Source organism: Sphingobacterium sp. LZ11T8 (assembly GCF_024261425.1).
Classification (GTDB): Bacteria; Bacteroidota; Bacteroidia; order Sphingobacteriales; family Sphingobacteriaceae; genus Sphingobacterium.
This window is the reverse complement of sequence record NZ_JANBZY010000012.1, coordinates 1-22,192: the sequence shown is the minus strand read 5'-3', so window position 1 is coordinate 22,192 and position 22,192 is coordinate 1. Positions and strand designations below refer to the sequence as shown.

General features: G+C 38.1%; 19 protein-coding genes. 15 read left to right on the top strand and 4 right to left on the bottom strand.

All coding sequences use genetic code 11. The features are described from left to right. The first annotated feature begins 58 nt into the window (after nt 1–58). From polA to NLF99_RS19345, 11 genes are all read left to right on the top strand, one after another. A complete protein-coding gene (gene polA, locus NLF99_RS19395) occupies nt 59–2,866 on the top strand; it encodes a DNA polymerase I (RefSeq protein ID WP_254530252.1) in 2,808 nt (935 codons plus the stop codon). 5 nt (nt 2,867–2,871) lie between these two features. Continuing rightward, on the top strand, nt 2,872–3,969 hold the full coding sequence (locus tag NLF99_RS19390) for a toxin-antitoxin system YwqK family antitoxin (protein WP_185213244.1): 1,098 nt from the start codon (nt 2,872–2,874) through the stop codon (nt 3,967–3,969). Nucleotides 3,970–4,011: 42 nt separating this feature from the next. Beyond that, a complete protein-coding gene (locus NLF99_RS19385) occupies nt 4,012–4,665 on the top strand; it encodes a phosphatidylserine decarboxylase family protein (RefSeq protein ID WP_185213245.1) in 654 nt (217 codons plus the stop codon). 248 nt (nt 4,666–4,913) lie between these two features. Further along, entirely contained in the window at nt 4,914–5,729 is an 816-nt protein-coding gene (locus tag NLF99_RS19380; RefSeq protein WP_308214550.1) for an ATP-binding protein, read from the top strand. A 74-nt stretch (nt 5,730–5,803) separates the two neighbouring features. Beyond that, nucleotides 5,804–6,451 (top strand): DUF47 domain-containing protein, encoded by a 648-nt coding sequence (locus NLF99_RS19375; RefSeq protein ID WP_094257457.1) that lies wholly within the window; start codon nt 5,804–5,806, stop codon nt 6,449–6,451. A 34-nt stretch (nt 6,452–6,485) separates the two neighbouring features. Beyond that, nucleotides 6,486–7,499 (top strand): inorganic phosphate transporter, encoded by a 1,014-nt coding sequence (locus NLF99_RS19370; RefSeq protein ID WP_094257458.1) that lies wholly within the window; start codon nt 6,486–6,488, stop codon nt 7,497–7,499. A gap of 243 nt (nt 7,500–7,742) precedes the next feature. Further along, complete coding sequence (locus NLF99_RS19365; protein WP_254530249.1) at nt 7,743–9,122, top strand: OmpA family protein; 1,380 nt, start codon at nt 7,743–7,745, stop codon at nt 9,120–9,122. 226 nt (nt 9,123–9,348) lie between these two features. Next, the gene (locus NLF99_RS19360; protein ID WP_185218438.1) at nt 9,349–10,758 is read left to right on the top strand and encodes a tetratricopeptide repeat protein; all 1,410 of its coding nucleotides are present in this window, start codon (nt 9,349–9,351) and stop codon (nt 10,756–10,758) included. Continuing rightward, nucleotides 10,755–11,498 (top strand): shikimate dehydrogenase, encoded by a 744-nt coding sequence (locus NLF99_RS19355; RefSeq protein WP_254530247.1) that lies wholly within the window; start codon nt 10,755–10,757, stop codon nt 11,496–11,498. The genes NLF99_RS19360 and NLF99_RS19355 overlap by 4 nt, the downstream gene beginning before the upstream one ends. Nucleotides 11,499–11,538: 40 nt before the next feature. Continuing rightward, nucleotides 11,539–12,180 (top strand): MBL fold metallo-hydrolase, encoded by a 642-nt coding sequence (locus NLF99_RS19350; protein WP_185218436.1) that lies wholly within the window; start codon nt 11,539–11,541, stop codon nt 12,178–12,180. Nucleotides 12,181–12,184: 4 nt separating this feature from the next. Then, a complete protein-coding gene (locus NLF99_RS19345; RefSeq protein ID WP_185213251.1) occupies nt 12,185–13,414 on the top strand; it encodes an ABC transporter permease in 1,230 nt (409 codons plus the stop codon). On the opposite strand, the gene NLF99_RS19340 is transcribed toward NLF99_RS19345, so the two are convergent. Then, nucleotides 13,411–14,067: a carboxypeptidase-like regulatory domain-containing protein gene (locus NLF99_RS19340; protein ID WP_254530245.1), complete on the bottom strand. Its 657-nt coding sequence runs from the start codon at nt 14,065–14,067 to the stop codon at nt 13,411–13,413. The genes NLF99_RS19345 and NLF99_RS19340 overlap by 4 nt on opposite strands. A gap of 71 nt (nt 14,068–14,138) precedes the next feature. Then, on the bottom strand, nt 14,139–14,414 hold the full coding sequence (locus tag NLF99_RS19335) for a NifU family protein (RefSeq protein WP_093099647.1): 276 nt from the start codon (nt 14,412–14,414) through the stop codon (nt 14,139–14,141). 264 nt (nt 14,415–14,678) lie between these two features. On the opposite strand from NLF99_RS19335, the gene NLF99_RS19330 reads away from it, so the two are divergent. Genes NLF99_RS19330 through coaBC form a run of 3 tightly spaced genes read left to right on the top strand, consistent with a single transcriptional unit; the run spans nt 14,679 to nt 17,173 of the window. Next, nucleotides 14,679–15,605, top strand: a complete 927-nt coding sequence (locus NLF99_RS19330) for an outer membrane protein assembly factor BamD (RefSeq protein WP_185213253.1) — start codon at nt 14,679–14,681, stop codon at nt 15,603–15,605. A gap of 28 nt (nt 15,606–15,633) precedes the next feature. Further along, nucleotides 15,634–15,960 carry a DNA-directed RNA polymerase subunit omega gene (locus NLF99_RS19325; protein ID WP_094257467.1) on the top strand — a complete coding sequence of 109 codons (327 nt, stop codon included), beginning with the start codon at nt 15,634–15,636 and terminating at the stop codon, nt 15,958–15,960. Between the two features lie 10 nt (nt 15,961–15,970). Continuing rightward, nucleotides 15,971–17,173, top strand: a complete 1,203-nt coding sequence (gene coaBC / locus NLF99_RS19320) for a bifunctional phosphopantothenoylcysteine decarboxylase/phosphopantothenate--cysteine ligase CoaBC (protein WP_254530243.1) — start codon at nt 15,971–15,973, stop codon at nt 17,171–17,173. Nucleotide 17,174: 1 nt separating this feature from the next. Here the strand turns inward: coaBC and NLF99_RS19315 are convergent, their stop codons facing one another. Next, nucleotides 17,175–18,542: an RNA methyltransferase gene (locus tag NLF99_RS19315; protein WP_254530241.1), complete on the bottom strand. Its 1,368-nt coding sequence runs from the start codon at nt 18,540–18,542 to the stop codon at nt 17,175–17,177. A 59-nt stretch (nt 18,543–18,601) separates the two neighbouring features. On the opposite strand from NLF99_RS19315, the gene NLF99_RS19310 reads away from it, so the two are divergent. Then, nucleotides 18,602–18,991 (top strand): SRPBCC domain-containing protein, encoded by a 390-nt coding sequence (locus NLF99_RS19310; RefSeq protein ID WP_185213257.1) that lies wholly within the window; start codon nt 18,602–18,604, stop codon nt 18,989–18,991. A 65-nt stretch (nt 18,992–19,056) separates the two neighbouring features. Here NLF99_RS19310 and NLF99_RS19305 read toward each other — a convergent pair whose 3' ends face one another. Next, nucleotides 19,057–21,735, bottom strand: coding sequence for a c-type cytochrome (locus NLF99_RS19305; RefSeq protein WP_254530238.1), 2,679 nt, complete (start codon nt 21,733–21,735; stop codon nt 19,057–19,059). Nucleotides 21,736–22,192 lie beyond the last annotated feature (457 nt).

The window sequence follows — 22,192 nt, the reverse complement described above, 5'->3', positions numbered from 1 at the left end:
AATCTTTGCGTCTATTTGAATTTGTTAACTTTGTTATACAGGTAAAAAAACGAAGAATTTGAAAAAGTTATTTCTTTTAGACGGGATGGCATTAATTTACCGTGCATACTTCGCACTAAGTAAAACACCTCGCATTACATCATACGGACTGAACACAGGGGCAATTATGGGTTTCACCAATACTTTGCTCGATGTTTTAAATAATCAGAAACCTAGTCATATTGCTGTTGTATTCGATACTGCAGCACCAACCAATAGACATTTAGAGTTTGAGGCATACAAGGCTCAACGGGAAAAAATGCCCGAGGATCTTGCCGCTTCCATTCCTTATATATATCGCTTGATCGAAGGGTTCAATATCCCAATCATTACCATGGATGGTTTTGAGGCCGACGACATCATTGGGACTTTAGCGAAAAAGGGTGAAAAGAAGGATTTTAAGGTCTATTGCATGACTCCTGACAAGGATTTTGGCCAATTGGTATCGGACAATATTTTCATCTATAAACCTGCCCGTATGGGTAATGGCGCTGAAACTTTAGGTGTTCCTGAAATTTTGGAGAAATGGGAAATAAACAATGTCCATGAAGTCATCGATATTTTAGGTTTATGGGGTGATGCTGTTGACAACATTCCAGGGATTCCGGGGATTGGAGAGAAAACCGCTAAAAAATTAATCCAAGAATTTGGATCTATCGAAAGCCTGATCCAAAACACAGATAAACTGAAAGGCAAACTGAAAGAAAATGTAGAAAACTTTTCGGAACAGGGATTGATTTCTAAAAAGCTTGCTACCATTTTACTGGATGTTCCTGTAGAATTGGACGAAAAAGCATTGGAATTAGAGAAACCTAATAAAGATCTGTTAGAGCCTTTGTTTGTTGAATTGGAGTTCCGGACTTTAGGAAAAAGAGTTTTTGGAGAGGATTTCAGCATGGTTGAAAATTCGGCACCAAAAGCTGGGCAAATGGATCTTTTTGCAGTCCATAATGATGCAAACTTAGAAGGATCAAAGAGCAATCAACCTGCGGAAGTTGTCGAAAACCCAGTTTTTACAAACATTCAAAATACTGCACACCAATATATACTTGTTGACAGCGAAGAAAAACAAAAAGAACTTGCACTGCAATTAGCCAAAGAGGCATCCTTCTGTTTTGATACGGAAACAACCGGTTTGGATGCTCTACAAGCGGAATTGGTTGGAATTTCATTTAGTACCAAGGCTTTTGAAGGTTATTATATACCAGTTAGTGCAGATCAAGATGAAGCGCAAAAAACAGTGAATATTTTCAAAGAGATATTTGAAAATGAAGGCATTAAGAAAATTGGTCAAAATCTAAAATATGACATCCTTCTTCTATCCAGATATGATATTGATGTTAAAGGTGAGTTTTTTGACACTATGCTTGCCCATTACCTCATTGATCCTGACACTCGCCATAACATGGATTACCTTTCAGAGACTTATTTAAACTATACTCCAGTTTCTATTACCGATTTAATCGGGGGTAAAGGGAAAAATCAGGGAAATATGCGGGATGTTGATGTCGAGCTGGTGAAACAGTATGCTTCTGAAGATGCTGACATTACCTTACAATTAAAAAACAAGCTTGCTCCTCTTCTTGAGGAAACTTCCACTATAGATTTAGCTCAAAAGGTTGAATTTCCATTATTAAAAGTGTTGGCAGATGTGGAAAGAAATGGAGTAAAAGTGGATGTAGATACCTTGAAGCAGTTTTCAAAAGAAATAGAAAAAGATGTAAAGGTATTAGAGCAACAGATTTATGAAAAAGCAGGTGTTACCTTTAATATCGCCTCTCCAAAACAACTTGGAGAAGTTCTATTTGACAAACTTCAACTAGATCCGAAAGCTAAAAAAACAAAAACAGGTCAATACAAAACCGGTGAAGACGTTCTTTTGGCTTTGGCAAACAAATCTGACATCGTACAGGATATTTTAGATTTTAGACAGCTTCAGAAGTTGAAATCCACTTATGTTGATGCCCTTCCAAATCTGATCAATCCCAATACAGGATTAATACATACTTCCTACAATCAGGCTGTGGCTGCCACTGGAAGATTGAGTTCTACAAATCCAAACTTACAGAATATCCCAATCCGTACGGAAAGAGGAAGGGAAGTGAGAAAAGCCTTTATCAGCCGAAATGAAGACTGGACATTGCTTTCTGCCGATTATTCTCAGATTGAGCTAAGGATTATGGCGGAATTAAGTCAAGATGTTAATATGTTGGAGGCCTTTAAACAAGGATTAGACATTCACAAGGCAACTGCTGCTCGCGTTTATTCGGTGTCATTGGAGGAAGTTAATTCTGATATGAGGAGAAATGCTAAGGCTGTAAACTTTGGGATTATTTATGGACAATCTGCATTTGGTCTGTCACAAAATTTGGGAATCAGTCGCAAAGAAGCTGCAGAAATCATTGACCAGTACTTCACTCAATATACAGGTATTCGAAAATATATGGGCGAAGTAATTGAATTTGCAAAGGAAAATGGATATGTGGAAACTATATTGAAAAGAAGGCGTTATCTAAGGGATATCAATTCTGCAAATATGACCGTTAGAGGATTCGCAGAGCGAAATGCCATCAATGCTCCAATACAGGGTTCTGCAGCAGATTTGATTAAAATAGCCATGATAAATATCCAAAAAGATATTGCAGAAAGAGGATTGGAAGGCAAGATGATCATGCAGGTACATGATGAGCTTGTATTCGATGTTCCCAATCATGAAATCAATGAATTTAAATCCATCATTGAAAATAGGATGAAAAACGCTATTGAGATGCAAGTTCCAATTGAAATAGAGATTGGTGAAGGAAGAAATTGGTTAGAAGCACATTAAACAAAATGAAGATACTGAGTAGTATTTTATTCTTTATTGTAATTTTCTTGGACAGCTTCGCTCAGGACCGAAGCCCTATTTTTTTTGAAAAATCTGGAGAAAACCTCGTCCGTTTTTATTTTGATAACAATTATTATTTAGTTGATAGAGACTGTGAATTTAAGAGCATTGAGCGTGTAGCGAGTTTTGATCCTGCAAGCAGTAAATATATCGGTTCATTTACCGATTTTGATTTAGAAGGCAGGCCGATACTTGAAGGTTCTTATGTCGATGGAAAAAAAACTGGCTATTTCAAATCCTATCACCCCAATCGATCCATTAAATGGGAAGCCACATTTGTGAATGATAGACCTCAAGGCAATTGGAACTACTATTATCCGGATGGAGCATTAATGATGGTTGTAGAATTTTCTCCTGACTATGTGAAAATCATGGAGTTCAATGATACCCGGGGGCGGAAGGTTGTAGAAGGAGGAAATGGCAGGTTTGATTTCAATGTTCCTTTCCAAGGTTATAATCCCTATGGCTATCCATTTGTAAAACATAAAGGAAAATTAAAAGACGGTGTGCCAGACGGAATTTGGCAAATTTATTATACGGCTGACAAATTAGCTGATTTAGTTGCTGAGGAAGTCTACTATAGAGGGGTTTTCAAATCCGGGTATGATATAATCAATGAAACTGAGTATTCATCTCCTATTTTCAGCGTTCTACCGGTTGAAAATTTCTTTAGGGCAGAAAAATTCATTTCCAAGGGCTGTAATTACGATGAAATCGCGGGTTATAACAGCTATTTAACTGATTATCTCACCCAACCTTTTCATTCTTTTGAATTGAGAGCACCTATTGAGGATAATTTCGAATATAAAGTTCAGGTAAGCAAGGATGGAAACCCATCAAAATTAGAGATCATAGATGATGTTCCTGAGGAGATAAGCAGACCATTTAAGTTGGTATTAAATTCCGTAGAGCGATATATTCCCTCGTTTGTAAATGGGGAATACATTCAGGATGAGATTACTGTAAAGGGAAAAGTATCATCGGACGAATCTGGAAAGATACAATTCCATAGCTTGAACATTGCTAGAAAGAATGAACAATAGGACATTAATAGAGAATAATTATATTTGCACAAATATTTATTTATGAAATTTCACAAGGAAGGCTATACCAGTTTAGCATTAGTAGTATTATTTATTTTTATAATAAATGCCATTGCGCATTATTATGATGCCGGTAGTGTTGTGAAATGGATCATATATATTGTTTCTGCATTTCTGTTGATTACGATTGTCCAATTTTTTAGGAGTCCAAACAAAACCATAACAATCGATGATGGGATTGTACTATGTCCTGCTGATGGTAAGGTTGTAGTGATTGAAGAAACAGAAGAAACTGAATATTTGAAGGACCGTAGGATTCAAGTTTCGATTTTTATGTCTCCTATCAATGTCCACGTCAATCGAAATCCTGTATCTGGAATTGTATCCTTTTTCAAATATCATCCTGGGAAATTCTTGGTAGCATGGCATCCAAAATCCTCTACTGATAATGAAAGAACAACCGTAGTTGTAAAGACCGAATCTGGAGTAGAAGTATTGTTCCGTCAAATAGCTGGAGCAATGGCTAGAAGGATCGTTTGGTATGTGAAAGAAGGCCAAGAGGTGAAACAAGGTGAAGAATTTGGATTTATTAAATTTGGATCAAGGGTGGATTTGTTTTTGCCATTGGATTCAAAAATCAATGTAAACATTGGGGATAAGGTTACGGGAGGTAAATCAATTATTGCCCGTTTTTAATCTCAAACAATGAGAGATCACCTTTAATTAGGTAAAACATGAATTTTCGCACCCTAATCCTTGTCATTAGTTTTGTTTTTTCCTTGACACTATCAGGAATGAACTACTATTATGAGAGGGACTTACCTACTTTCACCTTTATCCTGATCCTGAGTTTTGTCCTTTCATTCAGCTTATTAAACTATGTTTTTCAAAAATTTGTATACGAAAGAATAAAATCTGTATACAAATTGATCCACAACCTGAAGTTGGGCAAAGAACTGAAAGACGCTTTAGGGGACCATAAATCTGAAGATCCGATTGGAGATGCAGAAAAAGAAGTAAGGGACTGGGCCAAACAAAAAACCATAGAGATTAACCAATTAAAAGCTCAAGAAAAATTTCGAAAAGAATTTCTTTCTAATATTTCCCATGAATTCAAAACCCCATTATTTGCGATTCAGGGATATATTGAGACCCTTCAAGACGGTATGATTGAGGACAATCCAGAAATGGCAGTTAATTTTCTGAATAAAGCCTCTCGAAATTTAGATCGCTTGAGCTATCTGATCCATGATTTGGATGAAATAGCAAAACTGGAATCTGGCGAGATCTCAATTGTAAAGGAAAAATTTGACCTCATTGCACTTATTAAAGAGACCATCGATGATTTGGAATATAAAGCCAAAGAAAATAATATAACCCTTGTTTTTAACCCTAAAGGCAATAATCCAATTAATGTAAAGGCGGATAGAAAGAAAATTCAACAAGTTTTAATCAACTTAATTGATAATTCTATTAAATATGGATCCAAGGGAGGTAAAACAAATATCAAGGTTCACTTATTAATAGACCAGGTACTGATTGAAATTACTGATAATGGTCAAGGCATTGAAGAAAAAAATCTACCAAGAGTATTTGAGCGATTTTTCAGGACGGATAAAAGTAGATCTCGGGATATCGGAGGATCAGGATTAGGACTTGCAATCGTTAAACATATCATAGAAGCGCATCAGCAAAATGTGCATGTTAGAAGTACGGAAGGTATAGGTACTACCTTTTCATTTACCCTTGAGAAAGCTTAATTTAAGCGATTTATCAAAACTTAACATTAACTTAACATTAAGTGCATAATTTTGCGCTACTTAAAATACGAGTTATGTCTTTAAATAGCATTTTTCAATACTTTGTCCCGAAGGACAAGAAATTTTTCCCATTATTTGAACAAGCCGGATCAAACTTAATTGACATGGCTAAGCTTCTAAAAGAAAGCGTTCATACTACAGATCTTCAGCTTAGAAAAGATAACTCCAAATTATTGGAGGATCTTGAGCACAAAGGAGATAATCTTACACATCAAATCCATTTAGAATTAGGCAAGAACTTTATCACTCCATTTGATAGGGAGGATATCCATGCCTTAGCTAGTTCATTAGATGATGTTGCTGATTTTATTCATGGAGCTTCCAATAGAATGGAGCTTTATAAGGTTACAGAACCAAGCGAGGCTATGAAAGAAATTTCAAGCTTAATTCTTGAAGCAACTGAACATGTTGCAAAAGCTTTATTTGAGCTAAAAGATTTAAAAAACATCAGAAATATTACCGATTCATGTGTACGCATCAACAGCGTCGAAAATAAGGCAGACTATATTTTTGACAAAGCAGTTGCCGAGCTGTTTGAGTATGAAAAAGATGCAATCAACCTGATCAAGAATAAAGAAGTTTTATCAGCGATGGAAGATGCAACTGATAAATGTGAGGATGTTGCCAATGTATTAGAAAGTATTCTTGTGAAGAACGCTTAATTTATTAAATAAGAATTCACAACAATATTAAATTATGGGTATAACCACATTATTAATTGTCGTAATCGTTCTGGCTATTGCGTTTGACTACATCAATGGTTTCCATGATGCAGCCAATTCCATTGCGACTATCGTTTCGACCAAAGTATTGACTCCATTTATGGCAGTACTATGGGCCGCTTTATTTAACTTCGTCGCTTATTTTGTTTTTACTGACCATAAAGTCGCTAATACCATTGCCAAAACGGTCATAGAAGAATACATCACCCTAGAGGTTATCTTTGCTGGCCTTGTAGCCGCAATTGCATGGAACCTTTTTACCTGGTATTATGGAATTCCTTCAAGCTCAAGTCACACTTTGATTGGTGGATTTGCGGGATCAGGAATGGCATATGCTTTATTCTTAGGAGCAAATCCCATGGAAGCTATTAATTTAAGTGCAACCTTAAAGATTGTATCATTTATTGTCTTGGCTCCATTGGTTGGTATGACCATCTCCATTATCATTACTTTAATAATTATCAACATCTGCAAAAAAGCAAGACCAGCTGTAGCCGAGAAATGGTTCAAAATCCTTCAGTTAGTTTCATCAGCAGGATTGAGTTTTGCTCATGGTGGTAACGATGCCCAAAAGGTTATGGGTATTATTGCAACAGCATTGATTGCACAAGGGGTAATTGGAAGTTTTGAAGAAATGCCTGAATGGGTGCCATTGGCTTGTTATTTTGCAATTGCAGCAGGAACGATGAGTGGAGGATGGAAAATCGTAAAAACAATGGGTACTAAAATCACAAAGGTTACTCCATTAGAAGGAGTAAGTGCAGAAACAGCGGGTGCTATCACCTTGGGGATTACAGAGCACTTTGGTATTCCGGTTTCAACGACTCACACGATCACTGGTTCAATTATCGGTGTTGGAATAGTAAAAAGAGTTTCCGCCGTTCGATGGGGAGTTACCATAAGTTTATTATGGGCTTGGATTTTAACTATACCTGTAAGTGCGTTGTTAGGTGGGTTAACCCTAGCAATAATTCATTATATTTTGTAGTAAATATCATACAGGCATCTGTTATTATGCTCGAATTTATTGACAATTAATAAAGTTTTGATAAAAAATTTGTGTTATTTAATGTTAATAAGTATTTTTACGCGGCAAAAGGACCTGTAGGTAACATAAAAAAAGGGCTTTTTACAAATTAACATTTTTTGGCATTGTTATTGTTAAGTTATGTTAAATTGATTTTTACAACTAGAAACAATTAAAAATTTTAATAACCTTAAAAAAAAGAGTATGAACTATTCTACAATTAAAAAAACAGCTGTTGCAGCTTCTTTAGTAGCCGCTTTAGGTTTCGCAGAAACTGCTCAAGCACAAACCCCAACTGTATTTGGTGGTAGATCACAATACAGAACTTGGTCAATTGGTGTTCAAGGTGGTATCACTACTCCTAACACTATTTTAGGTGGCCAAAACGGTTTCGGACAACGCGTTGGATATTTCCAAAACAAAGTTGGTGAATACTATGGTTTAACTATCCGTAAACAATTCTCTCACTTATTCGGTTTAGAATTAGAAGGAAACCGTGGTCGTATCAAAACTTTCAACCATGACTTAGTAACTGCTCCAGAAACTGCAAACGGTGCAAGATCTGCTGAGACTTCAGTTAACTGGGCAGCTAGCTTAAATGGTGTATTCCAATTAGGTACTATCGACTTCATGAGAAGAGAAAATGCTGTTAACTTCTACGCTAAAGTTGGTTTAGGTGTTATGGCTCACAACCCAGTTCAATTTGCTAACAACGATTTCACAGGTACTGAAGTTTACAACAACGAAGGTAAATGGGGTCAAGAAATCTTTGGTGACCGTGAGTCTACTGGAGACCGTGACAACCGTTTAACTGGATTTATCCCAGTTGGTGTTGGTGTTAAATTTAAATTATCTGAAGTTGTTGCCTTGAACTTAGGTTACACAATGAACTTCACTGATGACAACTTATTATACGGACCAGTTCGTTACGACGGAAAACAAAAATTCTCTAACGTATATGGTGGTTTAGAGTTCACTTTAGGTTCTCGTGATAAAGAAAGCTTAACATTCACTAACCCAGTTGCTACATTATATGATGAGTTGAAAGACCCTTCATTACGTAACGAAGTTGAAGCATTGAAACAACGCGTATCTACTTTAGAAGGTACTGTTGATCAATTAAGCAAAGACTCTGATGGTGACGGTGTATCTGATAAATTTGACAAATGTCCAGGAACTCCTGCAGGTACAGTAGTTGACGGATCAGGATGTCCAATCAAATTCCCTGAGCCTCAGCAATTAACTGACGGAACTACTTCAGGATACTTCGCTCCAATTCAATTCGAATTTGACAGCTCAGTATTGAAAACTGAATCTTACTCTACTTTAGATAAATTAGCTAAAGAATTGAAAGACAGCAATGGTTCTGTTTCATTAGATGGTTATGCATCTGCTGAAGGTACAGAAGCTTACAACATGAACTTATCAAAAGACCGTGCAAATGCAGTAAAACAATACTTAGTTAACGCTGGAGTATCTGCATCAAGCATCAACGCTACAGGATACGGTGAAGCTAACCCAGTTGCTTCAAACGATACTGAAGAAGGTCGTGTTCAAAACCGTCGTGTTGAGATCAAAAAATAATTGTTAGAAATAACAATTTGAAATAATAAAAGCCAGCTGTTTCAGCTGGCTTTTTTGTTGTTTTACACAAGTATTTACATTGTAATTACTTTATTAACTTTACTTTTGCAGACTAGCCCAGTCTAAAATGTGAATATGTTGAAAACAATTACATATTCAGATGTTCAAAAAATAGTATTTTCATTTAGGAATTGGAGAGTACGAATAAAATTTAAAGAGGAGAATAATGGAAGAAGATTTTGAATTTGGAACACCGGAAGAACAAAAATTTTCGGTGGATCGTTATGAGGAAATGCTTCGAAATGAAGACCAGTACTTTTTTGACGCAAAAGCTTTTGAAAGCATTATTGACTATTACATTACTAACAATGATCCAATAAAGGCTTTACAAGTAATAGAATTTGCATCTGCCCAACACCCATTCGAAACCTTGTTCTTAATTAAAAAAGCTCAGCTATTGGCATCAACTTTACAGTATGAGCCTGCATTGGAGGCTTTAAACAAGGCTGAATTATTAGAACCTTCGGAAGGTGATATCTATTTAATCAAGGGTACAATCCTATCTGCCCTCCAGGAACATGCTCTAGCCGAAGAAAACTTTTTTAAGGCATTAAAACTAAGTGATGCTAAAGATGAGGTTTATTACCAGATTGCTGGTTTATATCAGATGCAGGGTTCTTACGAAAAGGCAATATCATATCTGAAGAAATCCCTTCAAGCAAATAAAGATAATCAAGATGCACTTTACGAAATAGCATTTTGCTATGATGTATTGGAACAACAGCAAGAAAGTATACAATTCTATAACCAATACATCGATACAGACCCATATTCATATGCTGCATGGTATAATTTAGGAAATGCTTACCATAAATTGGGTGATTTTGGAGCTGCAATTGACGCTTATGACTATGCTATCTTGATCAATGAGAATTTCTCATCTGCTTATTTCAATAAAGGGAATGCCCTGGTAAACTTAGATCGCTATTCAGAAGCAATTGAAGTCTATAAACAAACATTCGAGCATGAAACTCCTAATGCAGATACTTATTGTGCCATTGGGGAATGCTATGAAAAGTTGGAGTTGATGGATGAAGCTAGACAGTACTATAAAAAAGCTGTAAAGCTTGATAGCAATCAAAGTGATGCTTGGTTTGGCATTGGAGTAACTTTAGATTTTGAAGAAAGATATTTTGAATCCCTTCATTTTTACAAAAAAGCCCTAGAAATCGACGATGAAAATCCAGATTATTGGTTTGCGATTGCGGATGCCCGATATAAATTGAAACAATTTGATCAGTCTATTGAAGCTTATTCAAAAGTTGTTGAATTAAACCCAACCGATGCTGAGGCATGGTTGGACTATTCATCGCTTTTATTTGAGCAAACAAGACTTGAAGAGGCTATTGAAGTAATTTCAGAAGCCATCAAATGTAACCCTGATGAAGCTACACTTTATTACCGAATGGTTGCCTATATGTTTGCAGCAGGGAAATATACAGAGGCTTTGAGTTTCTTGGAACTTGCCTTAAATGTAGACCCAGAGAAGCATTATATATTATTTGAGTACTTGCCTCAATTACAGGGAAATCAAGTTATTGTAGACATAATTAAAAAATATACAGAAGGAAGATGAAACAATTAGGATTAATTGGCTATCCCCTTGGCCATTCATTTTCCAAAAAATATTATTTAGAAAAATTTAGAAACGAGGGTATAAAGAATATTGATTATGATTTATACCCTCTTTCAACAATCGAAGAATTTCCGAGCCTTTATCTGAATAACCCTGAATTTTACGGAGTCAATGTAACTATTCCTTATAAACAGGATGTGATGCAATATTTAACGGAACTTTCAGAAGAAGCTAAGGAAATCGCCGCTGTGAATTGCATACAAATCCGACATGAAACAGATGGTGTTAAATTGAAAGGATTCAATACAGATGCATATGGATTTGAAAAGTCATTGGAGCCATTATTGAAACCCAACCATAGCAAAGCATTAATATTTGGAAATGGAGGAGCAACAAAGGCCGTTGCATACTCTTTAAAAAAGCTAGGCATTGAGTATAAGATCGTTAGTCGGGCTAAGACAGAGGATAACCTTTCCTATGAAGACCTAACGGAAGAATTAATCCAAAACACGCCATTATTAATAAATTGCACACCATTAGGAACATTCCCAAAAACCGAGGAGTGTCCAGCCTTGCCATACCATGCAATCAGCAGTGAACATTTATTATATGACCTTATTTACAACCCTGAAGAAACCTTATTCCTAAAAAAAGGAAAAGAAAGAGGGGCAGCTATTAAAAATGGTTATGAAATGTTGGTTTTGCAAGCAGAAAAAAACTGGGAAATCTGGAATCAATAGGAAAAACCCAATTGCTTAGAAATATTTCCTATTTTTGGACATGCTACATATCAAGACATTTGTATTCAATCCATACCAGGAAAACACCTATCTAATCTATGATGAAAACAAAAACTGCATCATTATAGATCCTGGAATGCACAATTATCAAGAAGAAAACCATCTGAAAGAATATATTGAAAACAATGGTCTAAAACCAATCCATCTTATCAATACCCACGGTCATATCGACCATGTGTTGGGCAACAAATTTGTATCTGAGACCTATGATTTAATTCCACAGTTCCATGAGGGCGAATTACCCTTAGTGATACAGGTACAAAACTATGCTCCTCAAATGGGTATCCGATATGAGCCATCGCCCATTCCTGAGACATTCTTAACAGAAGATGATAACATAAAGATAGGCGATGAAGAATTATCCCTGATCTTAGCGCCTGGTCATTCACCTGCCCATCTTTGTTTATACAGTAAAGAACATAACTTCTTGATAGGCGGCGATGTTCTGTTCAAGAGCAGTATCGGTCGCACAGATCTTCCAGGTGGCAACCATCAGCAATTGTTGAACAGTATTGCTACCAAAATATACACACTCCCTGAAGAAACAGTAGTATATCCTGGTCATGGACCGACTACCACTGTTGGAGAAGAAAAAAAGACTAATCCATTTATCAGAGCCTAGAACAATGAAGCTCCCAATATTCTTTGCGAAACGATATCTTTTTTCAAAAAAGTCAGTAAATGCGATCAATATCATTTCATCGATCAGTATGATCGGGGTATTGGTGAGCACAGCTGCTTTGGTGATAGTTTTATCCTTTTACAATGGATTGGAACGCTTTATTCTTTCACAGTACAGCACTTTTTCGCCAGAATATAGGATTGAACCATCCTCAGGCAAGGTGTTTTCCACCAATAGCGAAGCCTTTAAAAATCTTCGCGCATTACCAGAAATCACTTCATATAGCGAGGTATTAGAAGACAAGGTCCTTGCTGAATTTAACCAACAGCAATTTATTGGGCGATTAAAGGGCATTGAACCCAATAGCCTACATCAAATCGCCAATGAAGACATGTTATTGGAAGGCAGGTTAGAAGTCAAGGAAGACAGCACGAATTACGCTATTCTTGGCACCACGGTCCAGGCAAACTTACAAGTTCCGCTGCAAGGAGACGAAAATCAGATATTCCTCAATATTCCTGACAAAAAAGCATCTCCAAACAATATCAATCCATTGGAAGATATCAGGACACGCGTAATAAAGCCAAATGCCATTCTCGGCTATCAACCCGGCTTCGAAGATTTAATCATTGTACCCATAGATTTTGCAAAAGATTTACTCAATGAGCATGAAGGCATCTCAGCAATTGAACTCTATGGGAAAAACGACAATTCTACAAGCTTACAAAAGGAAATTCAAGCTCTATTAGGCAAGGATTTTCAGGTAAAGAACCGGGAACAGCAGAACCCTACCCTTTACAAAACCGTACGATCAGAAAAATGGATCGTTTTCTTTATCGTGACGATCATCGGAATCATTGCAATATTTAATATTATTGGTTCCCTGACCATGTTGGTGATCGACAAGAAACAGGATATGGTGGTATTGAATAGTTTAGGGGCGAGCAATAACCTCATCCAAAACATCTTTTATTACCAAGGCATCCTCATTGCATTGATCGGAAGTGTCACTGGCGCTTTCTTAGGATTGGTTTTCTGTTTATTGCAAGATCATTTCGGATTTGTCACAACCAGCGAAGGCTCATTGTTCGACGCCTACCCTGTAGACATTCGTTATATGGATTTGGTGCTGATCTTTATTACGGTAATGGCGGTTTCCACTTTGGTTTCTTATATGGCCTCCAGGTTAAACATAAGAGGCATCAATAAGCGCGGAGCGCTAGAGTCCAATTAATACTTCAGTCGCTGTCTACTAAAATCTCCACGCTTGATCTGGTTGATCAATGAACCCCAAGCAAAAGGATTCAACAGTGGGTTTGCCATATTTTGGTTGATGGCTTTATTCGACATATTGATATGTCGCTGAAAGTTATTAAACGTTTGGATTTCTTCAGCACTCCTAGGAACAATCTTAGAAAGAGATGCCAAAGCTTGAGGAGATAGATTCCTTTTTGCAGTCATTACATCATCACTACCAATATTCAAGGCCAAGAATTCCATATTGAACTCTTCAATACTTGCCCATGGCAGTGGAGGACCAACAGTAACCATCGGTAATTCCTCTACGGTGGGTGTCAATTCGATCTTGACGGTATATTTATCACCATCGACATTAGGAATGGTAATCCTCACGGAGCGGTAACCAATAGAAGAAAAGACAATCTCGTCACCGGTATGTCCGACAAAGGAGAAGTAACCTTCATGGTTGGCTGAATATGTCTCATTCCCATAACTTTCATTTCGAATAGTCACATAAGGAACTGCAATATCCGTCTCCTCCGCTAAAATATACCCAGAGACCTGTACTATTTTATTGTTCTGAGCTTGGAGGCTCAAACCAACTGCCAATAGTACAGCAAGCAAGATATATTTCTGTAGGAATTTCATGTAGCAACAAAACTAGGGAAAATCATACGTAAGACGCTGTTAAATAGTGTTAACAGCATCTAATATTTTTATTACAATTGGTTGGGGTTTATCGCATTGGGATCATCCATATCCGTGATATTGATTGCTTCCACAGCAACAATCTCCGGAACGGCCTTTTTAATCGCTTGTTCTAAACCTGCTTTAAAAGTCATGATACTCATTGAACAATTTGCGCAAGTCCCCAACAATTTAAGCTTCACAACGTTGTCTGGCGTAATTTCTTCAATAGAAACGTTACCCCCATCAGTCTGTAAATAAGGTCTGATGGAATCCAATGCTTGCTCTACTCTTTCAAATAAGGTCATTTTAAATCCTGATAAAATATATTAAACGTAAATATAGTTATTATTTTAATTATTTGTGACATGCCCGATGCTAATTCAACATTCATTTGACTTAACAAAAAACCCTAATATTAGCCTCAAGACCTTCAATCTCAGCAAAATGAGGCACTTTAAGTTAAAGATTGTTAAAACCAGGTTCATCCAAGAATTACCTTATTGAAATCAAGTATTTTCGCGTATCATTAAATAATTGAAAATTAGTATTAATTCACGTATCTTTGTGGGATGTTTTTAAAGAATCATGTATTTAGCCTAATTGTCGGCTTGTTTCTTTTATTGGGCTTGGGTAGTTGTAAGAGTAAATTCGAAAAACTACGCGCAAGCAATAACGTACAAATGAAGTATCAAGAAGCTGTAAAGTACTACGAAAAAGAGAAGTACTCTAAAGCTTTGACCTTATTTCAAGATCTGTTGGCCAAATACCGTGGCACAGCTGATGCTGAAGATCTAAACTATTACACTGCTTTTGCTGCCTATCGTCTTAAAGATTATATCTCAGCAAGATTTCACTTTAAAAACTTTGCAGATAATTATCCAAACAGCCCTAGAGCTGAGGAATGTCGGTTTATGTCTGCATACTGTTATTATTTAGATTCTCCACGATCAAATTTAGATCAAGACAATACACGTAAGGCGATTGACCAACTTCAACTCTTTGTGAACCTGTACCCTGAGTCGGAACGAGCAAAAGAGGCTGGTGATTTGATCCAAAACCTTCGTGACAAATTAGAGAAGAAAGCTTTTGACAATGCCAAATTGTATTTCAATATGGGATTGCCAGATGATTACCGTGCAGCTGTGATCGCATTGGAAAATGTATTAAAAATATATCCAGACACCAAGCACGCAGAAGATATCGAATATCTATTGGTAAAATCACAATATCTTTTTGCCGATAACTCCTACCCTCACCGTCAAGAGGAAAGATTCAATCAGATGATTGATTATTACGACAGCTTTATGGAGCATTACCCTGAGAGCAAGTACAACAATGAGTTGAACGGCCTTCGCGGAAGTGCGGACAGAAAGATTGCCTCTGCCCTGAAGATCATGGCTAATGACGAAAAAATGAGGAAACAACGTGAAGAAGACTTAGGTATTGCAACACCAAATGGTGTTCCAATCGAGACCGAGAATAACAATCAACAATAATCTTTAGTACATCCATTTTTATTTATATATGAATCAGAATAAAAATACCGTTCCAAATTCAACAGTAACTCGCGATTTAAGAGAGTTAGACCAAACTACTGATAACCTTTACGAATCTATCGTTGTTATCAGCAAGCGTGCTAATCAAATCGCTGTAGATATGAAAGAGGAGTTAAACCAAAAATTGTCAGAGTTTGCTAGCAGCAATGATAATTTAGAGGAAGTGTTTGAAAACCGTGAGCAAATTGAAATCTCTAAGCACTACGAAAGATTGCCAAAACCAACTTTAGTAGCTATCGACGAGTTTTTACACGAGAAAGTATATTTCAGAAACCCATCTAAAGAACAAGAGTAAGCTATTTACCATGTCTTTAAGAGACAAACATATTGTAATTGGTATAAGCGGCAGCATCGCCGCTTATAAGATTGCAACATTGGTAAGATTACTGAGAAAAGCAGAAGCCTCCGTTCAGGTTATCATGACCCAGGAAGCTACTCAATTCATTACTCCACTTACTCTTTCTACCCTTTCCAATAACCCCGTTTTCGTTGAATATTACGACCAAAAAACAGGGGAATGGAATAACCATGTCCATATTGCCGAATCGGCAGACCTCATTTTAATTGCTCCAGCTACTGCAAATACTTTGGCAAAATGTGCCCAAGGTATCTGCGACAATCTTCTTCAAGCAGTCTATCTTTCTGCAAAAAGCAAGGTTTTCTTAGCTCCGGCAATGGATTTGGACATGTGGATACACCCATCTGTCAAAAACAACATCCATCTGCTCCAATCCTACGGAAATGTGATCATCCCTCCGGGAAAAGGAGATCTGGCCAGCGGACTGGTAGGTGAAGGTAGACTGGCAGAACCGGAAGAAATCTTCCAGTTTATCCAAGACTATTTCGAATCCGATAAACCGCTTTCTGGAAAGAAAGCCCTGGTTTCAGCAGGACCAACCTATGAAGCTATCGATCCAGTTCGTTTCATTGGCAATCATTCCAGCGGAAAGATGGGTTATGCCATTGCGAAGGAACTCAGCAGCCTTGGCGCTGAAGTGACCCTAGTCAGTGGTCCAACAGCTTTGAGCACGCCAGAGGGCGTAAAAAGGGTCAATATTCAGTCTGCAGCAGAGATGTTTGATGCATGCAGCAAATACTTTGATCAAGCCGACATCACGGTCATGAGCGCAGCCGTTGCGGACTATACCCCTACCGAAGTTGCCGATCAGAAAATCAAGAAAAAAGCCGAAGACTTCAGCATATCCCTTAAAAAAACAACGGATATCTTAGCTAGCCTTGGAGCAAAAAAGACAGAAAAGCAGACGCTGGTTGGATTTGCACTAGAGACAAACAATGAGTTGGAAAATGCAATTGGCAAGCTGAAGAGAAAAAACCTAGATTTTATAGTACTCAATTCCATGCAGGATAAGGGTGCCGGTTTTGCACACGACACCAATAAAATCACGGTCATCAATAAAAAAGAAGAGATACTTTCATTTGATCTAAAAAGCAAGGAGGAAGTGGCAAAGGATATTTGTGCTTTGATCTTAGCCCATCAAAATCTATAAGTTATAGATTTGCTATCCTAACTTCCCTTGGGTAGTAATTATTGATACGATTTCCCAAAACCTTTACCCAGCCTAAAGAAACCCCCTCATAATTAATCAAGCACCAGCCTTTTTTCACCCCATTGAACAATTCAATGTCCAACTGTTCCTTTCTTAGGAAATCCTGAGCATCTAATAAAGAGAGCTCCACTGAAGACAGATTTTTATCTCTAAAAACACTCAATGCCAGATCATGGGATGGAACAAGCTCCTTTCCTATCCACTTTCCTACCATTGTTCCTGCATTTTTGAGGTAAAGGACCTGTTGTAAAGCCTTTAAGCTGGCTTCCAAGTCTTTCGGAAAAATGTGGACATTTTCATTGTGCATTAATGTGGAAAAGTCCTTGTCATTTTCAATCCATCCAACTAGGCAGTCTTTAGGAACTGGAGATTTCTCCATTTTCATCTTCTTGGTCGAGAATGTAGGCTGGATATGCTTTACTTGCAGGATGCCAATGAAAAATCCTTCTCCCTTAGTTTTATGCGGATAAAAACGATAGCCAGTGGCCTTATGTTTTTCAGATTTGGTCAGTTCTATTCCCCAATCAGGATCAACCGGAACTTCTATGCTAGCAAGGTTATATTCTTCGATCAGCCAATCCAAAATATCTTCATTTTCCTCAGAAGAATAAGAACAGGTAGAATACAGTAAATAGCCATTGCTGCTCAAACAAGATACAACTTCAGATAAAATCCTTTGTTGCCTCTCCCTGCAGAGCTTTACATTCGCTTCTGACCATTCATCAATACTATCTTCATCTTTTCGAAACATGCCTGAACCCGAACAAGGGGCATCCACCAGCATTAGATCGAAGAACCCTGGCAACCTTCTGAAAGCTGAAGGATCGTTATTGGTCACCACAACATTTGGGAACCCCCAACGTATCAGGTTTTCCTGTAGGATGACGGATCTACTCTTTATGATTTCATTTGCTACCAATAAGCTATTGGGACTGATCTGATCATTGACCAAGGTAGATTTCCCTCCTGGTGCTGCACATAGATCTAAGGCCTTGATGTCCCTTTCCCGAAGTTTTAGTTCCTTCAAGATATGACTGACAAACATAGATGATGCTTCCTGCACATAATAACAGCCCGCATGAAATAAGGGGTCCAAGGTAAATTTTGGACGTTCATTCAGATAATACCCATTTTCACACCAGGGGATCCGGTCGGCAAGTTCAAAGTCTAATTCTGTGGGTTTTTTAGGATTTAAGCGTATGGAGGTGAGTTTTTCCCCGCTTTCATGTGCGGCTTTAAAGGCGTCTTCGTCAAAAAATGGATTTATACCTAATCTTTTTATTAAGGAATTCGGGAGAATATTACTCATATTATGCTAATAAATCTATGTAAATTTACAGGAATTATTTTTTTCCTTTAATATTTAGAATGAAAGAATTTAAAAAATATTATATCATACCTGCTACACCTGAGGAACTTTACAGAGCATTGACGACTGAAATAACCATCAGATTATGGACTGGCGACCTTGTAGAAATCGACCCAGTGCCCAATGGAGAATTCTCCATGTGGGATGGAGCCATTCAAGGAAAGTTCCTGGAATTGGAACCGTTCAGCAAAATTGTCCAGGAATGGTATTTCGGAGAGCAGGAAGAACCTTCCATCGTGACCCTGAAACTCCATGAACATAAAAAGGGTACTTCATTAGAAGTAAGGCAAAGCAACATTCCTGACGAGGCCTATGATGATATCGTCGATGGATGGGATGATCCCTATATTTCATCATTGATGGAATTTTATGACGAAGAAGAAGATTAAGACCCTTCAAAAAAATAAAAGCCATGTCCTTTGACATGGCTTTTATTTTGTTATTTATTAAGCTTTTATTTCTGTTTTTCTAAGAAAGATACCAGCGATGCAAACTCTTCCAAAGTCAATGAATTTGCCAAACCGGCCGGCATCATAGAATTCGGCATTTCTTTTCTACTTGCCACATTGCTTTTGTTGATGGTATTCACATTCCCGGCAATATCTCTCAGTACAAGCTTGCTTGCAGTCTCCTGGGTCACAAAACCCATGAAATTCTTCTTGTCCTTAGTCGTTACCAAGACAGTGGAGAATCCTTGGGAAATTGATGCATTAGGTCTCAAGATCGATTCGGCAATCTGCTCACGGTTCATGATACCACCGATCTGTCCCATAAATGGTCCCTTCATAGCCTCGCCTTTATTGACACTGTGACAAGCATGGCAACCTTGTTTGTTAAACAAAGCTTTACCTTTCGTAGGATCTCCCTTTACTTTACGTAGTGCTATCATTACCTCTTCGATAGAAGTTTTACCTACCTGTCCTTTTTGGTTCTTGATTTTCTCTAGGTCAACTTTCTTCTCTGTAGGCTGTTTTTCAGCAATTGCCTTAGGTTCTACAATATCAAATGCAGCAATCTCCATCCTGAATTTTTCATTTAGGTCAGCAAAATACTGTTTTTTGGAACTACTGCTTTTTGCTCCCTCAGCAACCAGGAATTTTTCGATAACCGGTGATGATGCCCAATCAACGGCTTTATAATATGGACCATGCGAATCCGGACGGGTTCCCCACCACCAAGAAGCATCATAATCCGCTTCTTTTTTATACAACCTGGCAAGGGTAACCAGGATTTTATCCTTTAATTTTTGATCCTTTGTTTTTCCATATGCAGCGATCAATCCTTCTACGGCTCTTGGATCATGCATATAGCGCAATGCCCATAATGCCAGATCAGGACTCTCTGTGCTCAAAAATCCTACGGCAGGATTTACGGCATTCAAGCGAACCAATGCTTTTACGGCCAAATGAGGGAGAATAATTGCTGAGTTAGGAACATCATGAGGACCTTCCTTTCCTTTTGCAGGAGCAATGAACGATGCTGGTACAGCCACTTGTAGCAATGAATTGGCCACTTCTGGTCGACCCAATCTACCTAATGAAACAGCAGAAACGGCCTGAACCCTAACCGATGGATCTTTCAACCCTTCAACAAAAGGATCTGTAGGCACTTGGTCCACTGTAGACAAACGGTCTGTCAAGGCACGGTATGCAAATTCCCTAACGGTTGCTTCCTTAGCAAGGTCTAGCAAAGCTGTAACGCCTTTTCCTTTAGCTACCTGTGCATAAGTATAAATACCAGCCACTCGGCTGCTCAATGGCAAATTCTTGTCTTGAGCAGTCTCCAATGCTGCAGTAGCAGCTTCATCAGATGCTCTTGCTACCAATTCTTGGGAAGCATATAACCTAATCGTAGAACTTCCAGACTTCAACAGTTCCTTCAATTCAGCTACAGAAGCATTCTTGATTTCTGGAAAGGCTTTGTAAGTCCAACCTTGAGGTACAACACGAACGATATAACCTTTATCAGGATTACCTGAATAGCCCGCACCATCCCATGCAGATAGGTATAATCTACCTGAACCATCTACATCCACATCCGTAATCTGTGGCAACTTGATGAATTCTTCTTCTTTCTGTTTGAAGCTAGGGCCATCCGGAGTCACATGATGCATATAAAGGAAGTTCCTTCCCCAATCTGCCATCATTGGCACCTTATTATATTTTTCTGGCCAAGTATCCTCATCCATGTATAAGGATCCTGTTCCTGAACCACCACCCAACATGGCCAATGCCGGAATGATCTCTTCTGTAAAGTTTTGGAACAATAAAGGATAACCATATTCACCAGATTGGATCTGATGGGAAAAACGGATATCCCAGCCCCCACCATCATTGGTATTATCCCTGGTGAAGATATTCATAAATGGATCGATTGCAACATCATAAATATTGCGCAGGCCATGTGTATATAGTTCCATTTCGGTACCATCAGGACGGACCCTCAAAACACCACCGCCTAGATTGGTCAATTTCTTGCCATCTGCACCCGTAGCATTATGGAACCCAAAATCTCCAACTGCGATATAGATCCAGCCATCGATTCCCATTCTAATCCCATTTGTTGCATGGTCCGTACCACGTTCTTGAATATACTTGGCATTACTTAAGCCATTGATCAATACCTTAGGGTCTCCATCTGCAACACCATCTTTATCCTTGTCTTCAAATACCACAAGGTCCATACCTGTTGCAATCCCTGATTTGGAATCAAATGTCGTGTGCAGGACAAATACTTGATCGCCTAGGACAAAGATTCCCCTTGGGTTATCCACGCGGGCGAAATCTGTATGCTTATCCATGCTGCCGTTATTATCCGAATCCACAAATCGACGGATAAAGCCTTTGCCCATATCCTTACCCAGAGATCCGATCATATCCACACCTACATAGACTTCTCCAGTAGGGGCAACTGCTAGGCAGGCAGGCGAAGGTGTAAGATCTGGACCGGTAAATTCGGTCATGATCAGATCGGATGGAGCACCAGACATGGTTTTTAAAGTATCCTGTCCCATTCGGATACCGTACTGATTAGTGAAATTGTTTTTAGTTTGAGATAGTTCTGAGTTCTCATTAAAATTGGGGAACCCCAACATTAATGGAAGGAGAAAAAATAAATTAAATGTTCTTTTCATTCTCGATGATAAATATAGATTGATTGGAATAGCGAATAACCGGTTTGGTTCCCAATCCCGGAAAACAAGATCCCATTAATACGCTGGTTTAAGTAAGATTTTAATAAAGTTAACTGGCACTAGAGCTTAAATAAGCTTTTTTCTATTTCACAATTCACATTTGGTTAAAATTATACTAGAATAAAAATGCGAATAATATTTCAAATGAACTAATTCGATTTTAACTATCTGTTGCTTGATATTGTTTGGAAAAGGGTGGGATGGAAAGGATGGGTTGGGTTTGAACCAGGATTAAATGGATGAGAGGATGGGCCAAGATCATCGGGAAGAACCAGGATTAATGGGATGGGAGGATATTCCAGGAGCAGGATGGACAATATGGCGACGGAACGGATCCGCGTCCCTACCGGCATACCTTATTACCAATTGCCCCTAAAAACAGAAAGCCCGCTGTCTG